General features: G+C 34.5%; 21 protein-coding genes and 1 riboswitch. Of the genes, 9 read left to right on the forward strand and 12 right to left on the reverse strand.

The genetic code is table 11. The annotated features are described in order from the left end of the window. Positions 1 to 670: 670 nt before the first annotated feature. Positions 671 to 1,519, forward strand: coding sequence for a DUF6612 family protein (locus AC4G3N_RS06915; protein WP_491090083.1), 849 nt, complete (start codon positions 671 to 673; stop codon positions 1,517 to 1,519). 55 nt (positions 1,520 to 1,574) lie between these two features. On the opposite strand, the gene AC4G3N_RS06920 is transcribed toward AC4G3N_RS06915, so the two are convergent. The 3 genes from AC4G3N_RS06920 to AC4G3N_RS06930 form a co-directional block, all read right to left on the reverse strand. After that, complete coding sequence (locus AC4G3N_RS06920) at positions 1,575 to 2,429, reverse strand: DegV family protein (RefSeq protein WP_140461315.1); 855 nt, start codon at positions 2,427 to 2,429, stop codon at positions 1,575 to 1,577. Positions 2,430 to 2,595: 166 nt separating this feature from the next. Beyond that, positions 2,596 to 4,041, reverse strand: a complete 1,446-nt coding sequence (locus tag AC4G3N_RS06925; protein ID WP_066100031.1) for a UDP-N-acetylmuramoyl-L-alanyl-D-glutamate--2,6-diaminopimelate ligase — start codon at positions 4,039 to 4,041, stop codon at positions 2,596 to 2,598. Between the two features lie 311 nt (positions 4,042 to 4,352). Then, the gene (locus tag AC4G3N_RS06930; RefSeq protein WP_491090084.1) at positions 4,353 to 5,735 is read right to left on the reverse strand and encodes a DHA2 family efflux MFS transporter permease subunit; all 1,383 of its coding nucleotides are present in this window, start codon (positions 5,733 to 5,735) and stop codon (positions 4,353 to 4,355) included. Between the two features lie 443 nt (positions 5,736 to 6,178). Between AC4G3N_RS06930 and AC4G3N_RS06935 the strand changes: the two genes are divergently transcribed. Beyond that, positions 6,179 to 6,553, forward strand: coding sequence for a YuzC family spore coat inner layer protein (locus AC4G3N_RS06935; RefSeq protein ID WP_066100033.1), 375 nt, complete (start codon positions 6,179 to 6,181; stop codon positions 6,551 to 6,553). Positions 6,554 to 6,837: 284 nt separating this feature from the next. Here the strand turns inward: AC4G3N_RS06935 and AC4G3N_RS06940 are convergent, their stop codons facing one another. Both AC4G3N_RS06940 and AC4G3N_RS06945 read right to left on the reverse strand, forming a co-directional pair. Next, positions 6,838 to 7,275 carry a GNAT family N-acetyltransferase gene (locus AC4G3N_RS06940; protein WP_077247926.1) on the reverse strand — a complete coding sequence of 146 codons (438 nt, stop codon included), beginning with the start codon at positions 7,273 to 7,275 and terminating at the stop codon, positions 6,838 to 6,840. A gap of 299 nt (positions 7,276 to 7,574) precedes the next feature. After that, positions 7,575 to 8,453 (reverse strand): Cof-type HAD-IIB family hydrolase, encoded by an 879-nt coding sequence (locus AC4G3N_RS06945; RefSeq protein ID WP_491089959.1) that lies wholly within the window; start codon positions 8,451 to 8,453, stop codon positions 7,575 to 7,577. A gap of 414 nt (positions 8,454 to 8,867) precedes the next feature. On the opposite strand from AC4G3N_RS06945, the gene trhA reads away from it, so the two are divergent. Beyond that, the gene (gene trhA / locus AC4G3N_RS06950) at positions 8,868 to 9,518 is read left to right on the forward strand and encodes a PAQR family membrane homeostasis protein TrhA (RefSeq protein WP_066100039.1); all 651 of its coding nucleotides are present in this window, start codon (positions 8,868 to 8,870) and stop codon (positions 9,516 to 9,518) included. 327 nt (positions 9,519 to 9,845) lie between these two features. Here the strand turns inward: trhA and AC4G3N_RS06955 are convergent, their stop codons facing one another. The 4 genes from AC4G3N_RS06955 to AC4G3N_RS06970 all read right to left on the reverse strand — a co-directional run bounded on the left by AC4G3N_RS06955 (position 9,846) and on the right by AC4G3N_RS06970 (position 11,896). Then, the gene (locus AC4G3N_RS06955) at positions 9,846 to 10,019 is read right to left on the reverse strand and encodes a hypothetical protein (RefSeq protein ID WP_181161988.1); all 174 of its coding nucleotides are present in this window, start codon (positions 10,017 to 10,019) and stop codon (positions 9,846 to 9,848) included. 53 nt (positions 10,020 to 10,072) lie between these two features. Next, the gene (locus AC4G3N_RS06960; RefSeq protein ID WP_066100042.1) at positions 10,073 to 10,870 is read right to left on the reverse strand and encodes a type II toxin-antitoxin system SpoIISA family toxin; all 798 of its coding nucleotides are present in this window, start codon (positions 10,868 to 10,870) and stop codon (positions 10,073 to 10,075) included. Positions 10,871 to 10,971: 101 nt separating this feature from the next. Continuing rightward, a complete protein-coding gene (locus tag AC4G3N_RS06965) occupies positions 10,972 to 11,430 on the reverse strand; it encodes a hypothetical protein (protein ID WP_066100045.1) in 459 nt (152 codons plus the stop codon). Beyond that, positions 11,423 to 11,896: a DUF2243 domain-containing protein gene (locus AC4G3N_RS06970; RefSeq protein WP_066100048.1), complete on the reverse strand. Its 474-nt coding sequence runs from the start codon at positions 11,894 to 11,896 to the stop codon at positions 11,423 to 11,425. The genes AC4G3N_RS06965 and AC4G3N_RS06970 overlap by 8 nt, the downstream gene beginning before the upstream one ends. A gap of 142 nt (positions 11,897 to 12,038) precedes the next feature. On the opposite strand from AC4G3N_RS06970, the gene AC4G3N_RS06975 reads away from it, so the two are divergent. Together AC4G3N_RS06975 and AC4G3N_RS06980 are read left to right on the forward strand one after the other, a co-directional pair. Next, a complete protein-coding gene (locus AC4G3N_RS06975) occupies positions 12,039 to 13,571 on the forward strand; it encodes an FAD-dependent oxidoreductase (RefSeq protein ID WP_491089960.1) in 1,533 nt (510 codons plus the stop codon). A gap of 256 nt (positions 13,572 to 13,827) precedes the next feature. After that, on the forward strand, positions 13,828 to 14,688 hold the full coding sequence (locus AC4G3N_RS06980; RefSeq protein WP_066100054.1) for an EamA family transporter: 861 nt from the start codon (positions 13,828 to 13,830) through the stop codon (positions 14,686 to 14,688). Positions 14,689 to 14,810: 122 nt separating this feature from the next. Here AC4G3N_RS06980 and AC4G3N_RS06985 read toward each other — a convergent pair whose 3' ends face one another. Next, positions 14,811 to 15,431 carry an FMN-dependent NADH-azoreductase gene (locus AC4G3N_RS06985; RefSeq protein WP_066100058.1) on the reverse strand — a complete coding sequence of 207 codons (621 nt, stop codon included), beginning with the start codon at positions 15,429 to 15,431 and terminating at the stop codon, positions 14,811 to 14,813. Between the two features lie 180 nt (positions 15,432 to 15,611). Here AC4G3N_RS06985 and AC4G3N_RS06990 point away from each other — a divergent pair, with 180 nt between their 5' ends. Further along, on the forward strand, positions 15,612 to 16,031 hold the full coding sequence (locus AC4G3N_RS06990; RefSeq protein ID WP_066100061.1) for a MarR family winged helix-turn-helix transcriptional regulator: 420 nt from the start codon (positions 15,612 to 15,614) through the stop codon (positions 16,029 to 16,031). 10 nt (positions 16,032 to 16,041) lie between these two features. Continuing rightward, complete coding sequence (locus tag AC4G3N_RS06995) at positions 16,042 to 17,265, forward strand: MFS transporter (protein ID WP_066100066.1); 1,224 nt, start codon at positions 16,042 to 16,044, stop codon at positions 17,263 to 17,265. Positions 17,266 to 17,494: 229 nt separating this feature from the next. Here AC4G3N_RS06995 and AC4G3N_RS07000 read toward each other — a convergent pair whose 3' ends face one another. Together AC4G3N_RS07000 and AC4G3N_RS07005 are read right to left on the reverse strand one after the other, a co-directional pair. Then, entirely contained in the window at positions 17,495 to 18,973 is a 1,479-nt protein-coding gene (locus tag AC4G3N_RS07000; protein WP_181161987.1) for a sensor histidine kinase, read from the reverse strand. Continuing rightward, entirely contained in the window at positions 18,966 to 19,622 is a 657-nt protein-coding gene (locus tag AC4G3N_RS07005; RefSeq protein WP_066100072.1) for a response regulator transcription factor, read from the reverse strand. Before AC4G3N_RS07005 ends, AC4G3N_RS07000 begins: the two co-directional genes overlap by 8 nt. Positions 19,623 to 19,988: 366 nt before the next feature. Further along, positions 19,989 to 20,115: riboswitch (cyclic di-AMP (ydaO/yuaA leader) on the reverse strand. A 428-nt stretch (positions 20,116 to 20,543) separates the two neighbouring features. On the opposite strand from AC4G3N_RS07005, the gene AC4G3N_RS07010 reads away from it, so the two are divergent. Both AC4G3N_RS07010 and AC4G3N_RS07015 read left to right on the forward strand, forming a co-directional pair. Further along, the gene (locus AC4G3N_RS07010) at positions 20,544 to 21,845 is read left to right on the forward strand and encodes an NCS2 family permease (protein WP_066100075.1); all 1,302 of its coding nucleotides are present in this window, start codon (positions 20,544 to 20,546) and stop codon (positions 21,843 to 21,845) included. Between the two features lie 133 nt (positions 21,846 to 21,978). Then, positions 21,979 to 23,205: an aminopeptidase gene (locus AC4G3N_RS07015; protein ID WP_066100078.1), complete on the forward strand. Its 1,227-nt coding sequence runs from the start codon at positions 21,979 to 21,981 to the stop codon at positions 23,203 to 23,205. The last annotated feature ends 119 nt before the right edge of the window (positions 23,206 to 23,324 follow it).

Consider the following 23,324-nt stretch of genomic DNA (forward strand, 5'->3'; position numbering starts at 1 on the left):
TGATATATGATAACCTTTAGATTAGATGGTTTTTAGGCTGCCGACTTTGTCGACAGCCTATTTTTTTAAACACTATTTAAGATTGGATATTAAGACAATCCATTTTTTGCCACTATTGCTAGTAAAAAATTTATCTGCATTCTGACAAAACCGGCTATATAAAATAGGCCAGAACCCCTTTCATTGATCCAGCCATTCTTTGCTACTTTTAGATTATCATTTATAAATTTAAAGTTTAGATTAATGTAGCGGTATCCTCCATTCAGAATTCACACCAGCTTTTGCCCCCCTTCTCTTCTGTTTTGTTTACTTATATAACTAGTAATACAGTTGCTATAATCATATTCAAACAAAATATTAATTATATTTATAAAGATGCATTTTTTACAAAATTTAGGGCATTGTGTTATTGTTGATTTGATCATTACCACTATGAATAATCTTCAGATGCTCTCTTCATTAGGTATCATCTCAATCAGTATAAAAAATTCATTTCCTGATATCAGTCCAATTGTCTACTTAGTTAAGCACTTGCAAACTTGCAATTAATTTATACATATATGACTTTGCTTAATATGCTTTAGAATGTACTTCGTTTTCAGTGAATTCAATATCAAGGAGGAACATATGTTGAAGAAGTCAGTATCTTATTTGGGAAGTATTTTTTTTCATTTTATTTTTAACTGCTTGTAATGAGGAAGCTTCACCGGTATCTAAAAATGGCAATGAGGTAGCAAAGGCAGAGGAAACAAAAAATGGTGAATCTGAACTAACAGCCAAGGAAGTCTATAAAAAAATGGTTGAGGCTTCTTCTGAAGTTAAAAGTCTTGGTCTTAAATTAGATATAGATCAAGAAATATCAACTGAAGCTGATGGAATCATTTTGACAACAGAAACAAGGACAGACTCTAAAATGATTCAGGAACCTTTGTCCTTATACCAACAGATTGAAATTTATTATAAAAATCCAGCAACCGGAGAACAGGAAGGTAAAATCGATCAATATTTAACAGATGAAGGATTTTTCATGCACGATATCGAGGGAGATCAGTGGGGAAGATATAATGCAGATTATACTGAGGTGGCGAAAGGGCTTAATTTACAGCCGGGAACGAATCAATTAGATTCTCTGAAAGATTTAGAGTCATTTGCAGACGACTTTACCTTTGAGCAGGAAGCTGATCAATATGTTTTAACTTTAGCAGGCAATGATGAAAAATTAAATGAATACGTAAAAGGATCATTACCTGCTAATATACCTGAATTAGAAACAGCTCTGAAATCTATGACACTACAAGAAGTCGAATATGAAATCTTTATAGACAAAAATACTTTTTTACCATCGGTGATGAATGTAGATATGAATATAGGTATCTCGGAAAACGGAAATTCCCTTGTATTAGAACAAAGTATTGAATCTAGCTACTATGACTATAATAAAATTGATAAGATTGTACTTCCTAAGGAAGCATTGGATAATCCAAACGAAATAAATTTAAATGATACAACCAGTATGTAACTATAAAAAACTAAAGCTCCCAGTCGAGGAGCTTTAGTTTCTTTAGTTTTACTATTTATTCACATACCCATGAGACTCCGATTGTTCCTACTCCTGTATGGACTCCAGCAACAGGAACCAATAGCATTCGCTCAGTAGGAATGGAGTTAAATTCTTCATTTATTTGTTTTTCCAATTTACGCGCATTTTCTTCGTCATCAGCATGGATAACTACTATTTTACTAACCTTACAAACTTTCATATCTTCTCTTAATAAATCCAATATATAATGGATAGCTCTCTTTTCAGTTCTAACTTTTTCTCTAATTTTAGCCCCTTCTGTTTCTATAGAAAGAATAGGCTTAATATTAAACAAGTTAGCAATGAGCCGTTGGCTTCCTGAGACTCGCCCGCTTTTATGGAGCTGATTAAGATTAGACGGTATGAGGAAAAGCCTTGCATTCGTTTTGATTTCTTCGATTTGTCTGACAATTTCTTCAGCATCAAAACCCTGTTCAAATAACTCTATACCTTTTTTCATCAAATAAGAAAGAGGGTAAGATCCAGTACGTGAATCAATTGCAAACAATTTAAAACCTACTTGCTCAGCAGCCATTACAGATGTTGAAAAAGTACCTGATAGTTTACCCGAGCAATGGAACGCTATTCCATAATCATACTCTTCTTTCAGTTTTTCATATAATTCAACAAATTCACCAATTGATGGTTGTGATGATTGGAAAGTGGTATTTTCACTTGCCATTCTTTCGTAAAATTCTTTTTCTGTAATATCAATTGTTTCTTTGTATGAAACTCCATCGATAACAATTTGTAAAGGAATAATATTTATTCGATTTTTTTTAATAAAATTCTCGTTTAATGTGCATGTCGTGTCTGTAATCCAAGCAATTCTTGGTGGTTCTTGTTTCATTCCCTCTTCCCCTTTTAAACAAAATGGTATGACCAATTTTATATTAAAAATAGTATGTAGTAATCATTACTACATACTTAATATAATTTAACTACTTACTATAGTCAAACGTTTTCTTGGAAATTCGACTATATTATTATTTATTCAACAAATTTTGCAATCAGGCTCAAATTACCTTAACTGTTTTTTCCTCTTTTGAAAGATAAGTTAATGTATCTATGTCGGAATTAGTCGGTAAAAGATACGTATTTTTATAAACTTCATTGCCTTTTCCGGTAATAAAAATCCAGTCACCATCTTTTGCAATTTTCCAAGCATATTCGATTGCCGACGTACGATCCGGTATGACCTTCCCTTTGGCAGATGGCTTTAAATCATGTAGTGCTTCTATCATCCCCTCAAAAGATTCGGTCCCTAAATCATCCAGCGTTAAAATACATAGGTCACTGTGCTTTTTCGAGATTTCAACCATACCACGTCTCTTTGTCACATCTCGATTTCCCCTAAATCCAAAGATATGAATGATGCGCTTTGCCCCCATCTCTCTTCCGGTTTTAAGACATTGTGCAAAAGCATCGCAAGTATGAGCATAATCTACAACTAACTGTGCACCTGTCGGGTGATTCACTACTTCAAATCTCCCCGGCACGCCAGGGAATGATTGTAGTGCATTAATTATTACTTCACCTGGTACACACATATTTCTCGCTGTTAGAAATGCAAGCGCCGCATTTTGAATATTATGTTTTCCCTTAATAGAAAGCCTAATAGGATAGATTTCTTTATTTTTATATACAAACTGTATATCACCCGTTTTATTTTGCTGAATATACAAATCAGATTCTTTATTCCCTACACAAAAAATTTGGTCATTAGTACCGCATAACCTTTTTTCAAGTTTACTGCCCCATTTGTTATTCGTATTAATCACAGCAGCACCATCTGGCTTTAATTGAGTAAAAAGCTGTGCTTTTACTGAAAAATAATCATCCATATCCTTATGATAATCTAAATGGTCATGGTCTAAGTTTGTAAAAAGAGCATAATCATAGCTAATCCCTTTCACTCGATATTGTGACAGTGCGTGTGAAGATACTTCCATTATGACAATATCATCTTGACTTCTTGATAATTCTTTTTGTAATTGCAATGCATCCATGGTTGTATTTACAGAGGGTGTAGATTTTTCACCATTTATATAATTATAAACCGAACCAAATAAAGAACAGGATCTACCATAAGCTTCAAGGATATGCTTCAACATAAACGAAGTAGTAGTTTTTCCATTTGTACCTGTTACTCCAATAATTGTTCTATCTGCTTGCACAGGATAAAAACGTTTAGCTAAATCAGCCAGGATAGCGCGGCTATTTTCAACCCTAATATACGGGACCGATAGATCAGTGATTTCTTTTTCGCCGATTATAACTCTCGCTCCAGCTTCAATTGCCTTTTCAATATACGTATGACCATCCACCTGAAATCCTGTAATGGCTACAAATATGAATCCCTCTTTTACCTCTAATGAATTATTAGCAATCCCGGTAATATATATTTCTTTATCCTTATCTGACACTTTTGCGACATCACTCAACAAATTTTTAAGCTTCAAGTCTTAGCAACCCCTTTTGTTCTTCTGCTTCTGTGAAAATATTCAAGATTTTTTGTGGTATTCTATGGTAATTCACTATCTTTTCCGATTTACTATCTGTATAAAAGATAGTTAGTTATATGTTTTGTATTAGCTTTCATATTATACAAACAGAACAACACCTATACCTAAATTCCTCTATTTACAAACTTATAAACCCTTTTTACACTTTTTGATTATTTTTTTACTTTAATATATACATTTATTTCAAAATAATCGGCCTATATACCCAAAAAGAAAACTCCCTATTTCACATAAGGAGTTTTCTTTCTCTATACTTTCACTCTTTTCAGAAATAAAGACAATAATAACCCGGTAATTGAAGCAACCATTATAAGGATATACCCTTTTTTCACACCATAAATGAGAGCCTCCGTTAGAACCTCTGAATTAGGATAACTCCCTGCTTCATTTAAATATGAATTTTGCCCCATTGTCATAAAGGTAATCGCCAATGCAGTTCCGATAGCTCCGGCAATTTGCTGAAGCGTGCTCATGACAGCGGTCCCATCAGGATAATATTTTCTGGGTAATTGATTTAAGCCATTTGTCTGTGAAGGCATCATGATAAAAGCAATGCCAATTGATAAGCAAACATGCATTATGATAATTGTCGATAAAGAAGTATCAGCTGTGATTTGTAAAAATAAAATACTCGCTATACTAGTTAATACAAACCCAATAACCACCAACCATCTCGCCCCATATTTATCCATTAATTTTCCGTTAATTGGAGACATAATCCCATTCATTATCCCACCAGGCAAAAGCGTTAAACCAGCTGTAAATGCCGATAATAGTAGCCCTCCTTTTAAATACATCGGTAATAGAATGGCATTCGATAAAATCATTAACATAGCTAAAAAAACCAATGAGACACCCAGGGAAAACATAGGGTAAGTGAATACGCGCAAATTAATCATAGGATTATCAGTATAAATTTGACGGAAGGAGAACAATATCAAGAAAAATAGACCGATTCCAATAGGGAGTAACACATGTGCTTCTCTCCATCCACCTCCGCCCTCTCCGGCAGCACTAAATCCGTAAACAATCCCGCCAAATCCAATTGAGGAAAGTATTACTGACCTTATATCGATCTTTGGTTTTGTTAGTTTTGTAACATTTTTCATAAAAAATATCCCGGCACCCATGGAAAGCAATAATATCGGCAAACATGTCCAAAAAATCCAATGCCAACTTAATTGGTCTACAATGATTCCAGAGAAGGTAGGGCCAAATGCAGGAGCAGACATGATAACAAGCCCCATTAATCCCATCACTACCCCACGTTTATGCGGAGGAAAAATAATAAGTGTGCAATTAGTCATTAAGGGTAAAAGAATAGCGGTTCCAATGGCCTGGATGACTCGCGCCGACACCAATATAGGAAATGAATGCGCAAGGCCACCAATCAATGTGCCAACAATTCCCATCGCCAGAGAGAAAAAAAACAATTGCCTGGTCGTAAACGTTTGAATTAAGATAGCCGAAACAGGTACCAAAATTCCCAATGTCAATAAATATCCTGTGGTCAGCCATTGTGCTGTTGAAGCTTCTATATTAAAGTCATGCATAATATTGATTAAAGCCAAATTTAAGGCTGTTTCACTGAATAAACCAATGAATGCTGCCACTGCCAAAACTGCCATCATTGGTACAGCCCTGAACTCCTTTTTCTCTTCTAAATCCACTTTTCCAGCATTCAATGAAATACCTCCTGTTAGCTTCACATCAAAAAGTTTCTAATACACTTACAATGAGTTAATCTGCTAGATCGTCTATATCATTTTTCTGATATATCATGCCTTATTTAAAGCAGATTATTAGTGGAATTTTTTTCTTAGTTCTTCTTTTAAAGAAGAGTAAATAAAAAGACAATCAGCTATATAGGTTGTCTAGGTTAAGGACCCAACTAAAATCCCAATAAAACAAGGAGTAATTATAAGTAAAAGTATCATTAACACTTTAACCAGGCATCTTCTCCTTACATATCCAAAGATTCACCTATCGCCAGTCCTCTTCATAGGTATGAATACTATAGACCATCTTTAATATCTATTCATTTATAATTACTTTGATAAAAGGAGATAGGAACATGAATAATCCATATGACATGAATAATATGCACCCCGGTTACCATAATAATTACCAAAATTATGATCGCCAGCTTCCTCCAGTTCAACCAGTAATATTTATTAATTCAGCAGGGGTTGCCAAGGAGCTTATAAATGATGCCTACACCATAACTAACCACATTCAAAACAATCCACAGTTTTCAAGACAAATAATGACGTATGCTCAGCATGGGCAAAAAAATGAAATCTTAGGAATGCTTAACAGTTTACCTTTAAAGCATCGCCCAGAGGTAGTCTTTACACCAGGAGCCATATTAATTAAATTATTCCCAGGTAATCCAAATGACTCCAGCAGTGCCTTAACCATAACTATGCTGTGGCATGAAGCTTTTTAAGTCATCAGCAAATATCAAAAAAGCCGAAGAAATGCTGATTAACAACATTTCTTCGGCTTTTTTGTTATTCATTATCATACTCATAGTAGTTCTATGCTACTATTATTTTATTCCTAAAGGAGAAAGTTTGTATGTTCACTTTTTTCAATAAATGTTCTATTTGCAAAAAGAAAGATAAAGATTTACGCAAATATCAAAATGGTCACGGCAAAAAAAATAAAATATGCAAAGCTTGCACCTTGTATGCCGAAAGAAGGGCGTTCCGCAGAATCTGAAATCATGTATTACAGCTTTTTACGAAATGAGTAACACCATTTATCGTAGCCTAACTTTTCTTCATAGAAGCGGTGAGCATCCGTGCGTGAAAGAGCAGATTCTAATGCTACATAATTCGCACCATTTTCCTTAGCCCATTCATGAATAAAAACAAGCAGCTTTTCCCCATATCCTCTCGAACGTTTACTTTCAGTTGTTACCAAATCATGAACAATGATATGACGTTTATTATAGAAATTCACACGAGAACTAACACCAATTACAGCTACCACTTCTTCACCTAAAAACAATGCAAAAAGCCTGTACCCTTCTTTATGCATTTGATTCATTAATTCTAAATACGAATGCTTATCCAAATCAGTACGTAATTGCTTCATTATTGAATATGCATCATCCCATTGGTCAACCGTAATCAATTCCATAATATTTTCTGTGCTTATCGTCATGTTTTTCCTCCTGAGGCTATAATTAGATCAATTATAACCCTGCAAAATTTTACGGAGTCAGCTCCGTTACCATTATACACCAATCATTCTATTTCGCTATTGTTTTACATATTTATATAAACAAAATGAATGTATATACGGATGTTAACAACTGAAAATTTATAAACATATCACGTTAGAATCAGCAGAAAATCATATATCATATATAAAGTTTGAGTTTTGTTAGAATTAGACTTGATGAAATATATTATTAGCAATCTCATTTAGAATTGACTTAAGCTGTAATCATACTAACTACCTTAAACTTGACGTATTGCAAGGACTTCTTCAATCGCACAGGCAACACCATGTTCTACATTCGTTTTAGTATGATATTGGCAGAGTTCTTTCACCTCATCGGAAGCATTTCCCATAGCTACTCCACGTCCAGCCAGCTGAAGCATGGAAACATCATTTAAATGGTCACCAAGTGCCATAACTTCTTTCATCTCGATATTAAATTGATCAGCCAACATCTTTAATGATGTTCCTTTCTGAGCTTTTGGATGATTAAATTCTATGTTTCCGCGCTCAGAAGAGGTAATGATATACTCGGTTTCACCGGCTAATTCGCTATTTATACGTGCCAATTCATCCATATCAGCTGATAATACTAAAATCTTATAGATAATCAATTCTTCATCCAGGTATATACCTTCAAAGTTATCTACAAAATGGCAGTGTTCGAATTTAAATCGTTCCTCCGCTCTTCTTCTAACATCCTCTAGCATTAGAGCTTCATCAGCGTATGGGAATCTCTCCATTTTTAATTGCATTCTAATGTCAATATACTGTTCCATACTTTTAGAAAAAACTCCAACGTTAGTAAAAAACTCAATATATACGTTTTTATTTTCCAGTACTTTTTGAATTGAGCGGCACCGTTCTTTTTTTAGTGGGAGTTTATTTAATACTTCTCCCTGCTCGTCTCTTATTTCAGCTCCGTTTAATGCAATTACAGGACAACACAATCCAGCCAGTTCCAATGGCATCAAGGCATAACTGTATGGTCTTCCTGTAACAATAACTACCTGAATCCCTTCCGCCTGTGCTTTTTCAATTGCGATTATATTCTCCTTACTGATACGACCTTTACCATTCAACAAAGTCCCATCCATGTCTGTTGCAATTAATCTCAACGTCAATCATTCCTTTTACTGTAACTTAAATAAATACCATACTAGTATACTACTATATTCATTAAATTCGTAGAAGCCATTCATTATTTATAATGGTTAAAATAATGATTCTTATTGAATAGTTAAACAACACGCCTCAGAAGAACTAATGCGAGTCTTGGTATAGTTAAATCTTTCATATAACAGACCTGCGTAAACCACAAAAAAACTGATAACCAGTTTCCTTTTCTTAATTAAGATGAATTCAAAAATATCTCATTTAACATGCATACTATAAAAAGGGTGATAAGTAGTTATTAAAACTATATAATGAATTGTCGAAGCAATAATATAGAGTATTAATATTTACATATTAATGATATTGCATTATACTAATGATAATAATTCATATTGTACTAGAAAGAAGGAAATTTAATGAAGGACATTCATGTTTATAGCAAAGGTGAAGAAATCGCAAATGCAGTTACCCATGGCCTGGGTGTTATATTAAGTATAGTAGCGCTGATTTTGCTGGTTTTCCATTCCTCTATATATGGGACCGCTTGGCACATCGTTAGTTTTACTATATTTGGAATAACAATGCTTCTTATGTATCTGTGCTCCACTCTTTTGCACAGCTTACCCCAGGGCAAAGCTAAGAATGTATTTGAAATATTCGACCATTCAGCTATCTATTTTTTTATCGCAGGTACGTACACGCCATTTTGTTTTATTGTATTGGACGGTTGGACACGTTGGACTTTATTCGGTATTGTCTGGGGAATAGCTTTTGGGGGAACAGTTTTTAAATCATTTTTTGTTAAAAAATATATGATCGTATCAACACTTCTTTACATAGTAATGGGTTGGATGATTGTCTTCGCATGGAAACCATTGGTCAACTTCCTTGAGCCAAATGGAATGATTTTATTAGTTACTGGAGGTATTCTATACACGGTAGGTGCTATCTTTTATGTATGGAGAGGCTTCAAATTCCATCATGCCATTTGGCATCTTTTCGTTATCGCCGGAAGTGTTATGCATTTCTTCTGTATTCTCTTCTACTTACTTCCATGGGATAAATAATAACATATTCTTATTACAATTTAAGGCAGCTCTCCCTATCCGGAAGCTGTCTTTTTTATCTTTAACGAATGTTTTATTTAGCCTTTAGTCTCTTCAATTATCCAAATTTACCTCGAAGTTTTTTTAAAACTCTAATGGCCTCATGATTCATTTTACTGATCCTTAATGCCTTATTGCCCAAAACTGTGTACCTTCTGTTTTTTCCTAATTGTTTAGTTACATTCTTAGATGTCATATTTTATGCTCCTAACATGTGCATTTTGTTATAGCTTATGCTATAACACAAAAAAGCAATACAAAAAAAAATAACAAAGTCCCATCACTTTGTTATTTTACAGAGTATATATAAGCCAATGCTTTTTTATTCATTTCTTTTACTTTCTTTGTCTGCTTACTGACTGATTTATCAGAGAGATGGGTGATTTTGGGACCTGACTGGGAGTTTTTTGCCATTGCCTCAGCGGAATCGTCAGACTGAATGTTATTTCTCCTACGCCTCATAGCCATCTTACTCCTCTCTTCCTTAACTTTTATACCCTTATTATACCAAAGTTTTACATAAACGAATCATAAATGTGAACTAAATTAGCAATATGAACACCATCCACTTCAATGGGAATGCCCTTATCTTTCTTTAAAACTATAATAAAGTTATACATTTGTAAATGGATAGGAATTAACAAAGCATCGTGGTCTTCAAGGGTGATAACCTCTAAATTGAAAATCGAATCGGTAAAGCTTTGTAAAAGCTGCTGATTAAAATCGAAATTATGTATATGATCAATCCTGATAAGCTTTTGTTTAATTCTCTCCCTGACGGATATATCTAAGTCAATCGAATCGTCAGCTTCGTACTGATTGATATCAACTGACAAACCAAATTCCTCACAATACAGGACAAGATATTTCTTTAACTCTCTCTCATATTCTTCTCCGTTTTCAGGAACAGGCTTTTGCTCAAAATAATAGATAGCATCCTGTACTAATAAGGACATATGCTCTACCTTTGTCACCGTCGCTCGTTGAATTTTTTCATTTTCCTTTATGGTAGCTTCAAGAAATTCAGAACCTGTTATAAACTCTGCCTGCCATATCTTTAAAATGCTTGGTGTTAAAAGAACGGATAAATCGATAAAAACAACGATTGCAGTTAAACTCAATATATATGTCCAGTTGGTTATATTTATTCCGCCTGCAATAATGCCGATTCCGAGGCAAAGCACAAATAACGTATAAAGGCTTCGGCGAAAATTTTTTAAATGCAAGTCAAATATGGAAGGTTTTACGATGGCCATCATACAAGAAACGAGAGAAAAACATACTAGAATAGCAATATAAATTTTTCCAAACATTTCATCCTCCATCGATAATCATTTATATGAATAATCATACCATTTAATTCCAAATTACCATATAGGTATATCTTCTGAATTGTCAGATGACTGTTTGTAATCTATTTCACCTTAAGTTTATAGTGATAGGCAATCTCCTTACCGTTATACATTAGTGCTTTATGATTATTCGTATTTAACGTAACCTTCACCTTGTACACCCCTGGTTTGAGTGTGCCTAAATCATAATATTGACCATAAATTCTATTCTTTTTATCTCCATTCATATATAGATGGGCATGACCTTCATTAATTCGTTGCTCATTCGAACCCAGCTTTTCTGGTTTAAACGAAAAGTTTTTTGTGTTGATTTTCAGCATCCAACACCCTGTTTGATCCTGCTTGATCCATCCATTAATTTCCGGAATTTTCACTTCGCTTATATTGCTTATTTCTAATCCATCATGTTGTCCCGTATGCCCAGCATGAGCATCATTGCTGAAATGGCTGCTTTGTTGATGAAAATATAGCATGATGGATACAAACCCAGCGATAACAATAAAGCTAAGTATTCTATACATGAATCTCTTCGCCACCCTTATGCCTGTACGCACTATTTTTCAAATACAAACCAATCAAAAATAAAATAGCTCCAACTATCAGAAACGCTATATCATAGAATAAAGCATTGGGATCACCTGGTTTTACCCTATGAATCTGCAGGATATGATGATTAACAATCCCTTCCAACATATTGAATAAACCTGAGCCAATTAAAAACCAACTAATAATCTGTTTGACACCCTGCTTTTGGTCTGATGGGTTACCAGCAAGCCATAAAATAAAGCCCCCTGCCACCAAAGCAATCGTCACCGCAAAATGAAAAATCCCATCACTCATGATTTGACCTGAGCGACTCGTTTCCATCACGACACTATGCCATTGTAAAAGCTGATGAAAAATAATCCCATCCATAGCACCCATAAAGCCGAATCCCAACAGAAAGCTTCCTATTACTAATAATTTCTTTTTAGTTTGACTCCTCAATCGAATTCCCCTCCAGCCCCCATTTTTTTACTTAATATCCAATCAGTCTTCATTATAAACAATCCGTTTATCATAATTAGCTGATTTTTTTAACAAAACATGGGTAACTATATACTATATTGGAAAAACCGGAGGGGTTAAAATGAATCAATTACCTAATCAATCGAGTTCATATTGGACGAAGTTCATGCAGAATCAAGAAGAACTGAAATTTAATAAGCTACAAAATGATTTAGAAACAGATGTTGTTATAGTTGGAGCTGGAATAGTCGGTATTTTAACGGCTTATCAATTGGTCAGCAAAGGAGTAAAGGTTGCATTAGTTGAGGCAAGCGAAGTGATGAATGGGACAACAGGCCATACAACAGCAAAAATAACCGCCCAGCATGGATTAATTTATGACAAATTAATTAATTCGATAGGTGAAGAAAAAGCGAAACTATACTATCAGGCAAATATGGATGGCCTTGAATTTATCCATTCTCTCTACAAAGAAGAAGAGATCGATTGTGATTATGAAGAACAGGAAGCCATCCTTTACGCAGAGACTGAAAAATTTGAAAAGAAAATCAAGTCAGAGTTCGAAGCTTATCAAAAACTGGGCATTCCAGGTAAACTTGTCGAACACCTGCCTTTGCCTTACCCAATCAAAAATGCCATTATTATGCCTAATCAAGCACAATTTCATCCAGTTAAATACTTAGGCCATATTTTAAACCTGATTATAAAAAAAGGCGGACAAGTATTTGAACAATCGCCAGTAGAAGCTATTGAAGATGACGATAAAGGACCTGTTCAAGTTAAAGTGAAGAATGGACATACCATTTATTGCAATAAAGTTGTGATTGCTTCCCACTATCCATTCTATGATATGCAGGGACTGTACTTCTCTCGCCTGAGCCCGAAACGCTCTTACATTGTTGCCGCTGAAATCAAGGAAGACCTACCAGATGGAATGTACATTAGCGCCGAGCAGCCTACCCGCTCAATCCGCCATACAAAAGACAGGGATAAAGCCCTGGTATTATTTGGAGGAGAAAGTCATAAAACCGGTCAAAGCGAAAATCCATTTAAGCATTATGAAGCACTAAAGGATTTTGCCGAAAAGTATTACACAGTTAATGACCTTCCATACAGATGGTCAGCACAGGATTTAGAAACATTGGATTATGTCCCTTATATTGGTCCATATTCTTCTATGAAGGATCATATTTTTGTTGCAACTGGTTTTGGGAAATGGGGAATGTCGAACGGAGCTGTCGCTGCTCTAATTTTAAGTGATTTAGTACGTGGAAAAGAAAATCCATATTTTGATCTGTTTACCCCCACTCGTTCAGAAACACATATACAATCTGCCGGTAAATTCATAAAAGAAAATATAAATGTAGCAAAAGAATTAATTAAAGGAAAACTTGCTGATAAAGATATCAGTCCAGATGAACTTAAACCCGATGAAGGCAGTATCGTTACCTTTAATGGTAAAAGAGCCGGTGCCTATCGCGACCATACAGGTAACGTTTGTGTAGTAGATACTACCTGTACCCATATGGGGTGTGAAGTGAAATGGAATAATGGAGAACGTTCCTGGGATTGCCCATGTCATGGATCCCGCTTTGCACCTAACGGGGAAGTCATCGAAGGCCCAGCAGTTAAACCGTTGGAACGTTTGAATTAACAGCTTGAAATGAGATTCCCATATCCCTACTATATATCCTTTGAATCCTAAAACTAAAATGCACTTTTTATGCCGGGTAGATAATCTATGTGACATAAGGAGTGTATTTTTTCTTCATGTAAATACAACTCAAGAATCAAGTATTTAAACTTATATGAAACCAAATACCTTTTTAAATGGAATTGAGTTATAGTTAAAGTTAGAAAAAACCAGAGGAACAAACCGATTCTAAGTACATAAATAAGCGAGGATTTTCATGAGCATACTGTTAGCTTTACTGGCTGCTTTATTTGCAGCATTAACGTCAATATTAGCAAAAATCGGGATTAATAATGTGAATTCAAATTTGGCCACTGCGATTCGAACGTTTGTAGTCCTAATTATGGCTTATGCCGTTGTTCGAATAACCGGGCAATGGGATGAGCTGTATACTATCCATCCTAAGGCATGGATTTTCATTATCTTATCAGGTATAACCACTGGCCTATCGTGGCTATGTTTTTTTAAGGCCATACAAATTGGTGATGTATCAAAAGTAGTTCCTATTGATAAATCAAGCGTCATAATTACAATTATTTTATCCTTTATCATCCTTCAGGAACCGTTGACTCCGTTAGTGATTGCAGGAGGGGTCGTTATTACGATTGGTACTTTTATTCTTATCGGTAAGAGAGAAAAAAAGAAGAAAGAAGGCTATCTTCAGTCGTATATTTTCCTGGCTGTCTTATCAGCCGTTTTTGCAGCACTAACCAGTATATTGGCGAAAATCGGTATCGAGGATGTCGATTCAAATGTCGCCACCTTCATTCGTACTGTAGTGATCTTAATTTTTGCCTGGAGCATTGTATTTTTCCAAAGAACGCAAAAAGATCTTAAAACGATCTCTAATAGGTCCTATGTCTTTTTAATCCTATCGGGTATCGCAACTGGCTTATCTTGGTTGTGCTACTTTGCTGCCATTCAAATCGGAAAGGTGTCTATCGTAGCTCCCATCGATAAATTCAGCGTAGTCATTACAATGGTGTTAAGCTTTATTATTTTAAAAGAAAAACCTAATAAAAACACGATTATTGGTGGTATTGCGATTACAATTGGTACTATTCTGCTTATTTTTTAACAAACGCGTCATTTATCGTCCTTTATATATAAAAACAGTGGGAATTCTTAATCGAATCCCACTGTTTTTATTGTTTTCTATATTAATGGTAAATCCAACAATATAGTATTGATGTTTCTTAATTAGAAGCGGGCAGCAAGTTTAGCTGTTTTCTCAAGCCCTTCTGCAACAATTTCAACCGTACGGTCTGGGTATTGATTATGTCCTTCAATAACCATAACTTCTGGGTTAGTAATTCCCCAAAGGCTAATAGCAGATTTAACTAAATTAACTGCCATTTCCGCTCCTGGTATAGCTGAGTAATCAGAACCTCTTGCAGACAATAGTGCTACCTTTTTATCAGCTGCATATCCTATCGGACCTTCAGCAGTATACTTAAACATTTTTCCGGCTTGAGCCAAATACGAAATATACGTAATTAATGGCGCAGGAACAGTTGAATTCCAAAGAGGGAAGGCAAAAACAATTTTATCCATGGATAAGAATTGATCGATATATTGATTTGCTAAATTAACATATTTAGTTTCTTCTTCTGTTAATTCGATTCCTTGATTGTTTTTATAAAGAGCGGTAATCGCCGCATTTCCATAGTAAGGGAGTTCTACTTGGAATAAATCCAGCTCTGTAATTTGATCAGTTGGATTTGCTTCTTTATATGCATGTAAAAATGCATTGTACATTTGAACAGAAACAGCTTGGTCTGCCGGTCGATCGTTTACTTTAACAAATAAAACTTTAGTCATATGTATACCTCCATGTACGATATATGATTTGTAAATTTATTTTAATATAGTTTGAATTCAAAGCAAAATAATATGCCTATCTTTTACCATTATAAAAAGACTGGACATCTTCTCCTCTTCTCTGCCATAATAAAAAAATTGGATTAGTTAACTAAAGTAACTAATTTATAAGGAGGTAAAATGGAAAGATATCAACAGTTATTTCACGAGTTGTCTATGGTGCATAAACCTTATATTGACCAGTTAAATGAAATTCTAGGTAGATATGCTTTGAACAGACCACAATGGACAATTATGTATATCCTTTTTAATTATGGGCCACATACCCTTGTTGAGATATCTAAATATCAAAGTATCGAAAAGCCAGCGATAACCCGCACAGTCAACAGCCTCGAGCAGCAAGGGTATATTCAGTCATTTTCAAGCTCAGATAAAAGGAAGAAAAATATTCAACTGACTGCTAAAGGAGAGAAACAATATAAAGTTGTAAGAAGTGAGATTGATGAATTTCAGATTGGTAAGTTAATAGGTATTACGACAGATGAACAAGAACAATTCCTAAATATCCTAGAAAGGATTAAGCAAAATTTTAATGAGTAAGGAGATAACTATGCAAACGGAACGAGCAAAATTATGGACAAAAGATTTTATCATTGTATCCACCATTAATTTTTTATTAACACTTGTTTTTTATTTATTAATGGTGTCAATTTCGGTCTATGCTGTTGAACAATTTAGTGCTTCAACGAGTGAAGCAGGACTGGTTACCGGAATTTTTATTATTGGAGCACTTATTGGCCGACTTCTGACAGGTAGAATTATCGATAAATACGGCAGAAAAAGAATATTATTATTCGGACTTATCGTTTTTACATTAACAACTATTTTATATTTTGGGATTAATAGCTTGTCTTTTTTGATGGTTAACCGCTTATTACATGGAATCGGATTAGGAATTGCAAGTACGGCTACCGGTACCATTGTAGCGCAAATCATACCAGCAGAACGACGTGGTGAAGGCGTTGGATATTTTAGCCTTAGTGCCACTCTTGCTACTGCGATTGGTCCTTTTTTAGGTATTTATTTAAAACAGCATACAACATTTGAAGTCATTTTCAGCTTTTGTATAGCATTGGGAGCTGTTAGCTTTTTAACTGCCTTTCTATTAAAAATACAAAATGAACAATCTCACACTTCTGTTGAATCAGAAAACAATAGAGTTAAGCTTTCCAGTTTTATTGAACCAAAGGCTATCCCCATTGCTATCGTTATGATGCTGGGAGCCCTATGCTATTCAAGCGTCTTATCATTTATTACTTTCTATTCAGAAGAGATTCAATTAGTTGAAGCAGCAAGTTTCTTTTTTGTCGTTTATGCAGCAGCGGTTTTAGTGTCAAGGCCTTTTACTGGCCGCTTGTTAGACTTAAAAGGATCTAATATTATTATGTATCCCTGCTTACTTGTATTTGCCCTTGGACTTCTTCTATTAAGCTATGCTAATAACGGATTTATTTTGCTTTTAGCCGGCGCAATTATTGGACTCGGTTTTGGGAATATCCAATCTACAACTCAGGCTATTGCCGTAAAAGTGACTCCTCCTCACCGAATCGGTTTAGCAACAGCAACCTTTTTTATCTTTTTGGATGTAGGCTTCGGAATTGGCCCATATGTACTTGGAATGATTATTCCTTTCACAGGCTATCGAAATCTCTATCTAATCATGTCGATTCTCGTATTGGCATTAATCGTAGTCTATTATTTTATGCATGGAAAAAAGGATTCTTTAGAGATGCGCAATAAATTAACAAAGCTAGAGGAAACAAAATCAAATTAAAATCACCATTAAGGAAAAAAAGCGGAATGTCCGATTTTGGATATTCCGCTTTTTTCTATTAATTCGATTTTCATTCAGCATAATAGCATTCTCATTCTATTTTAACCGCTATGATAAATGCTCTAAAGCAGCTAAAACTTCAAGTAATAAAACGTATTCTCCAAGAAATATTCAGTAATGTAAAAAAGAGTGAGGCATGCATTAAATTGTTGCCCCACTCTTCCCTGCGCTATTCTTCAATATTTTCCTGTTTAATATGCTTGAACTTCAGCGAAAAGGTTGCTGATTGATTTGTACTATTTACATCAATATTCACATCATAAATTTCAGAAACCCTTTTAACAATCCATAACCCAATACCCGATCCAGACGTTATCTGCTTAGCCATACTTAGACGTACATACTTATCAAAGATCTTATTGATATTAGAATAATGGATAGATGAGCCAGTGTTGGTTACGTCAATATTAATAGTATTATCAAGCTTATTCTCTCTAATTCCCACAAAAATGGTTGATTCCTTTGTAGAATATTTCACTGCATTGCTCAATAAATTCTGCATGACTAATTCAAATGAATACTCATCAATCCAGATTTTGGTGGTTTTACTTACATTATCATTAAAAATAAATGTGTAGGAGGGGTAATTCCTCATATAGGCAGCCATTAATGGTTCAATACAGCTTTTTGGTTCTATCCAGCTATCTGGAGGATTTCCTCCTAAATAATAAAGTTCATGCGATAGTTTAATACCCTTTAATAATGAATCTATATTACTAGATTCATTTTTAATATGAAATAATCCTTCCTTTATCTCAGGAAGGGTATCCGTTTCAATCAGGTCCTCCAAATATTCGATGGTATTCTTAATATTATGAGCAGGATTCCGAACCTCATGGACAATCTCTTCTAGGAAAGCATGCGTCTCGTCGGTTACAGCGAGCATTTTTTCAACACTACTATTGGTAACATTGTTTAACTCTTCCATTTCCCTTAACATATAGTCATTCATAAAATGGGGTGTAATATTAAACTTGTTTTTCAGCTTATAATGATTGGTCATCTTCGATAAAGGTTTAAAAATAGTTTCAAATAATAAGGCCTGAAACAAAAAGAAAAAAATGAATATAATCAAATATAAATAACCATTCGTGATGAGTATTTCTTTAAAATCTTCAATAAGCAGAACCGAGAGATTTATTTTCGTATATAACTGACCATTGAATGCTTCCGTATGAATGGCATGCTCAATTTCAGCTATTACAGATCCATTAACTTCATAAAACTCAACCTTAATTTTTTTATCACTTAAACCATCTTTTACATAGATGTCTTCTCGACTCTGACCTAATAACCACTTAATTATTGGTAAATATTTTTTATCTTTTCCTTCATAAATATTGATATTCTTTGATGTTTGGTTATAAGCAATATTTTGATAACTTGAGTCATTATCCAAAATCATCATATACTCATAAGCACCAGGTAGCTTACCGAATTTATCATTTAGAAAGTCTTCCTGTAAACCGTATTCAGCTAAATGAGTTTCAACCAAATAGAAGTTCGGCAATACTTCATTGATTCGATGTTTTGCATAATCGTTTACCCGATTAATATTTTGCAGTAAGACTATGCCTGTAAATATCAAGAACATGAGAATATTGGATAAAATGGTAAACCGTTTAACAGTAAGCCAATTTTTAGTCATTGATTTCATATCCAACATTTTTAATCGTATTAATGCTATTCTTACCTATCTTTCGTCTAATCCGATTTATCGTTGTATTAATAATGTCATCACTCATATCCCCATGCTCAGTCCATATTTTTTCCCATAATTCTTGTTTACTGACAACTTGATTTTTATGTTCTAATAAATACGTATACACCTGCATTGGAATTTTCGATAGCGTTTCAACACTGCCATCTTCTTTCGTAATCGTACCACGAAGAGGCTCAATTTTTAATCCTCTATGTATATAATACGAATTATTTTTTACTGCTGTACTTTCCATAATATTTTTTATGTTAAGGACAAGTTCTTTGTAGCTGAAAGGCTTTGTAAAATACAAAAGCGCACCTTCCTGTAATCCTCGCAATCTTGCATCTGACGAATCTGCTCCGGTAACGAGGACAAAGGGAATATTATGTTTTTTCCTTATAATAGAAGCAGCTTCCAAACCATCAATAATTGCACCATGAATGGTAATATCAAAAATTAATAAATCGTATTTCACTTTATCACAAGCTATAATTGCATCCTCTGGATCGTCAAAATCATCTACTGTATATCCTTGTAATTCAAGCCTTTTCCTTAGTACTTTTCTCGCAACAGGCTCATCTTCTAAAATTAACATTCTAATGGGAATCACCCTCTTTAAAAAAGTAAATAAATTATATCACCATAATTTTTTGAGGTAAATACTTACTTGTATTTTTATGCATAAAAATGCCATCATTATTTCATATAACTATTAAATCTAAAGGGATGTGTAGTTTAAGCAAAAAAAGAGTGATTCCATTAATAGCGGAAATCACTCTGTGTTTATATTGACTTTAAAGTACGACCAATGAGTATACGTTTTATTGATGAAACCACTCTGCTCACCCGCTTTTATTATTAAGAAATTAATAAATTAATAGCTTGATCAACAAAAAACGCCTGCAAGCCATCAATAAATAGACCTGCAGACGTTATATTAGTTTCGTCTCACAAGTTCCACCTTCCTTCTCATAAAACGCTGAGGAGTTAGCTGTCGGATTCGTGCCTACTGAGTAGCCCTACCATAATGGATTCACCCCAGAACACAATGGGTCCCCCGCGCAATTATGCTTAAGCGATTTAGAAATTAGAAACTTTGATAATAATACTCCCGATATGAAAAATGTAAATATTTTCATCTACTAATTTTTGTATATTTTTAATTTATTCACATAAATTTCTTTTTGTTTTTTGGTCACAGTCTACTTTGTATTTCAACCTATACAGAAGTCACAAAAGTAACATCAACCATTTACAAATCAAAGTCCTGAAATGTTGAAGCACTATTCATAATGACTTCTAATACTAACAATCAGTTTTAGTATGATAATGTTTTAAATATCAACCTCATAACTAGGATAAAGCCTCTCTTTAATCCTCATATTATAAGTAGTTATTGCAAATAATTAATATAATTATTAATTTGTGGTTGAAAAATAACCTAAAAGCGAATATTATATTAAATGTCGTCAAAAACGTTCGCTTTTTTGAAGGTGAATAGATGGAGGTATACGAATTGTTAGACAAATTTTTCTCAATTAGCCAAAACGGGTCTACTGTTAAAACGGAAGTTTTAGCTGGTATAACTACTTTCTTTACAATGGTGTACATTGTAATAGTTAACCCGGCAATCCTTTCCGCTTCAGGAATTCCCTTTAATCAGGTATTTATTGCTACCATTATCTCGGCAGTAATTGGTACTTTAATTATGGGCTTGTATGCAAAATACCCAATCGCCGTTGCGCCAGGTATGGGAATAAACGCTTACTTTACGAGTGTTGTTGCGACACAAGGACTTAGCTATCAAGTGGTTTTAGGCGCAGTATTTATCGCCGGACTTTTATTTATGTTATTAAGTTTTAGTAATTTACGTGAAAAGATCATTAATTCCATCCCTCTTTCTATTAAATATGGAATTACATCCGGTATTGGTTTATTCATAGCGTTTCTTGGTTTTAAACAAGCACAAATCTTTGTCGCAAACGAAAGCAATCTTGTTGGTTTAGGTGATTTAACTGCTCCTGTTCCATTATTAACAATTGCCGGTTTATTCATTACCCTTATTCTTATGGTAAGAAAAGTACCTGGTGCTTTGTTTATTGGAATGATTATTACAGCAATTATTGGCTATTTTACAGGCATGCTGGACATTACAGCCAAGCAATTACTCCCTTCACTTCCAGAAGGAATAGCATTTTTTGATTTAGATCTCGGTGGTGTATTCACTAACAGCTTATACGCCGTTGTATTTTCATTCCTACTCGTAACGATTTTTGACACAACAGGTACAATGGTGGCTGTATCCGAACAGGCCGGATTATTAAAAGACGGTAAGTTTCCTAGGGCAAAGCAAGCTTTCCTTGGTGATTCTATCGCTACTACTGTTGGTGCTGCTTTTGGTACAAGTCCTTCAACAGCATATGTAGAATCAAGTACAGGTGTTGCTGCCGGTGGTCGTACTGGTTTAACAGCAGTAGTTGTTGCTATATTGTTCAGCTTAGCATTATTCTTCTCACCATTTATTGGAGCCATCTCAAACTTAGCTTCCATTACAGCTCCTGTTTTAATTATTGTTGGGTGCTTTATGATGGAAGGTATATCAAAGATTAGATGGTCTGAGTTTGATGAAGCTTTTACAGCATTTGTTATTATCCTTGCGATGCCTTTAACTTCAAGTATCTCTACTGGAATCGCATTTGGATTTATTATTTATCCAATCTTGAAATTAGTTGGTGGCAAAGCGAAAGAAGTTCCACCTCTTGTTTACATCTTTGGTGTACTATTCCTTATTCAATTGGTCTTCTTAGGAGGACATTAATAAAAATGCTATATAGAGCTGGATTTCTTATAGATCCAGCTCTATATTTTTATCCAAATAAATTTTTGATATTTTCTGATATCTAGATGATATACTTTTATAGTAAATAATATTGTATGGGGAGGATTAATCCATGAATAATTTTGAAGAAAAATTAGATCGTTATGCTGACTTGACTGTTAAGAAAGCTGCTAATGTACAAAAGGATCAAATTGTATTCATCATATCCACTATTGAAACTGCACCATTTACACGTAAACTTGTTAAAAAAGCCTATGAAGCAGGTGCAAAGCAGGTTTTTGTGGAATGGAGTGATGAAGAAATTAACCGAACGAAATATTTGCTGGCACCTGACGAGGCATTTACTGAATTTCCTTCATGGATGGCTGCCTCCAGAAACGAAATGGTTGAAAGAGGTGCAACTTTTATAACGATTGTCTCTCAAGATCCGGATTTACTGAATGGGATCGACTCAAATCGGATCGCTAATTTTCAAAAGGCTGCAGGTAAGGCTCTCAATAATTTACGCGAAGCAATGCAGTCCAATAAGATCAGTTGGACAGTCGTTGCTGCTGCAGGTGAGGGTTGGTCCAAAAAAATATTCCCTGGACAAGAAAACAGCTTAGATTTACTTTGGGATGCCATCTTTTCTTCAGTCCGTGTTGATCAGGAAAATGTTATCCAAGCATGGGAGGAGCATCTTGATACATTAATCAGTAAAGCTGATTATTTAAATAACAAAAAATATAAATACATACACTATAAAGCACCTGGTACGGATTTAAGAATTGAACTTTCCGAGAAACATAAGTGGTGCGCAGCAGGAGCTAAAGACTCAACCGGCAAAGAATTCGTAGCCAATATGCCTACTGAAGAAGTATTTACGATTCCTTTAAAAAATGGAGTAAATGGCACGGTTTCAAGCACAAAACCGTTAGCTTATGGCGGCAATGTAATTGATGAATTTACGTTAACATTTGAAGAAGGAAGAATCGTAAATGCCGTGGCAAAAAAAGGAAATAAAATTTTAAATCATCTTATCAATGTTGATGAAGGAGCTAAATACCTGGGTGAAATTGCGCTGGTACCTCACCATTCACCGATCTCTGAATCAAATATCTTATTCTATAATACGTTATTTGATGAAAATGCTTCTAACCACCTCGCCATTGGAGCTGGATATCCATTTTGCCTCGAAGGTGGAGAAGAAATGAATATCGAACAATTGCATAAGTATGGGGTAAATATCAGCCAAGTGCATGAGGACTTTATGATTGGTTCAGCTGATATGGACATTGATGGAGAATTGCCTGATGGTACACGTGAGGCCATATTCCGAAATGGGAATTGGGCGTTTTGATTCTATTTACAGGTTTATAACCCTTAAATAATAGTAAAATTGCTTTTAAAAAAACCAAAACGCGCTTAGTAAAATATTTCTAAGCGAGTTTTGGTTTCGTTTAGCTAGTTGTTCATTCT

This window comes from Bacillus sp. z50, from assembly GCF_058313585.1.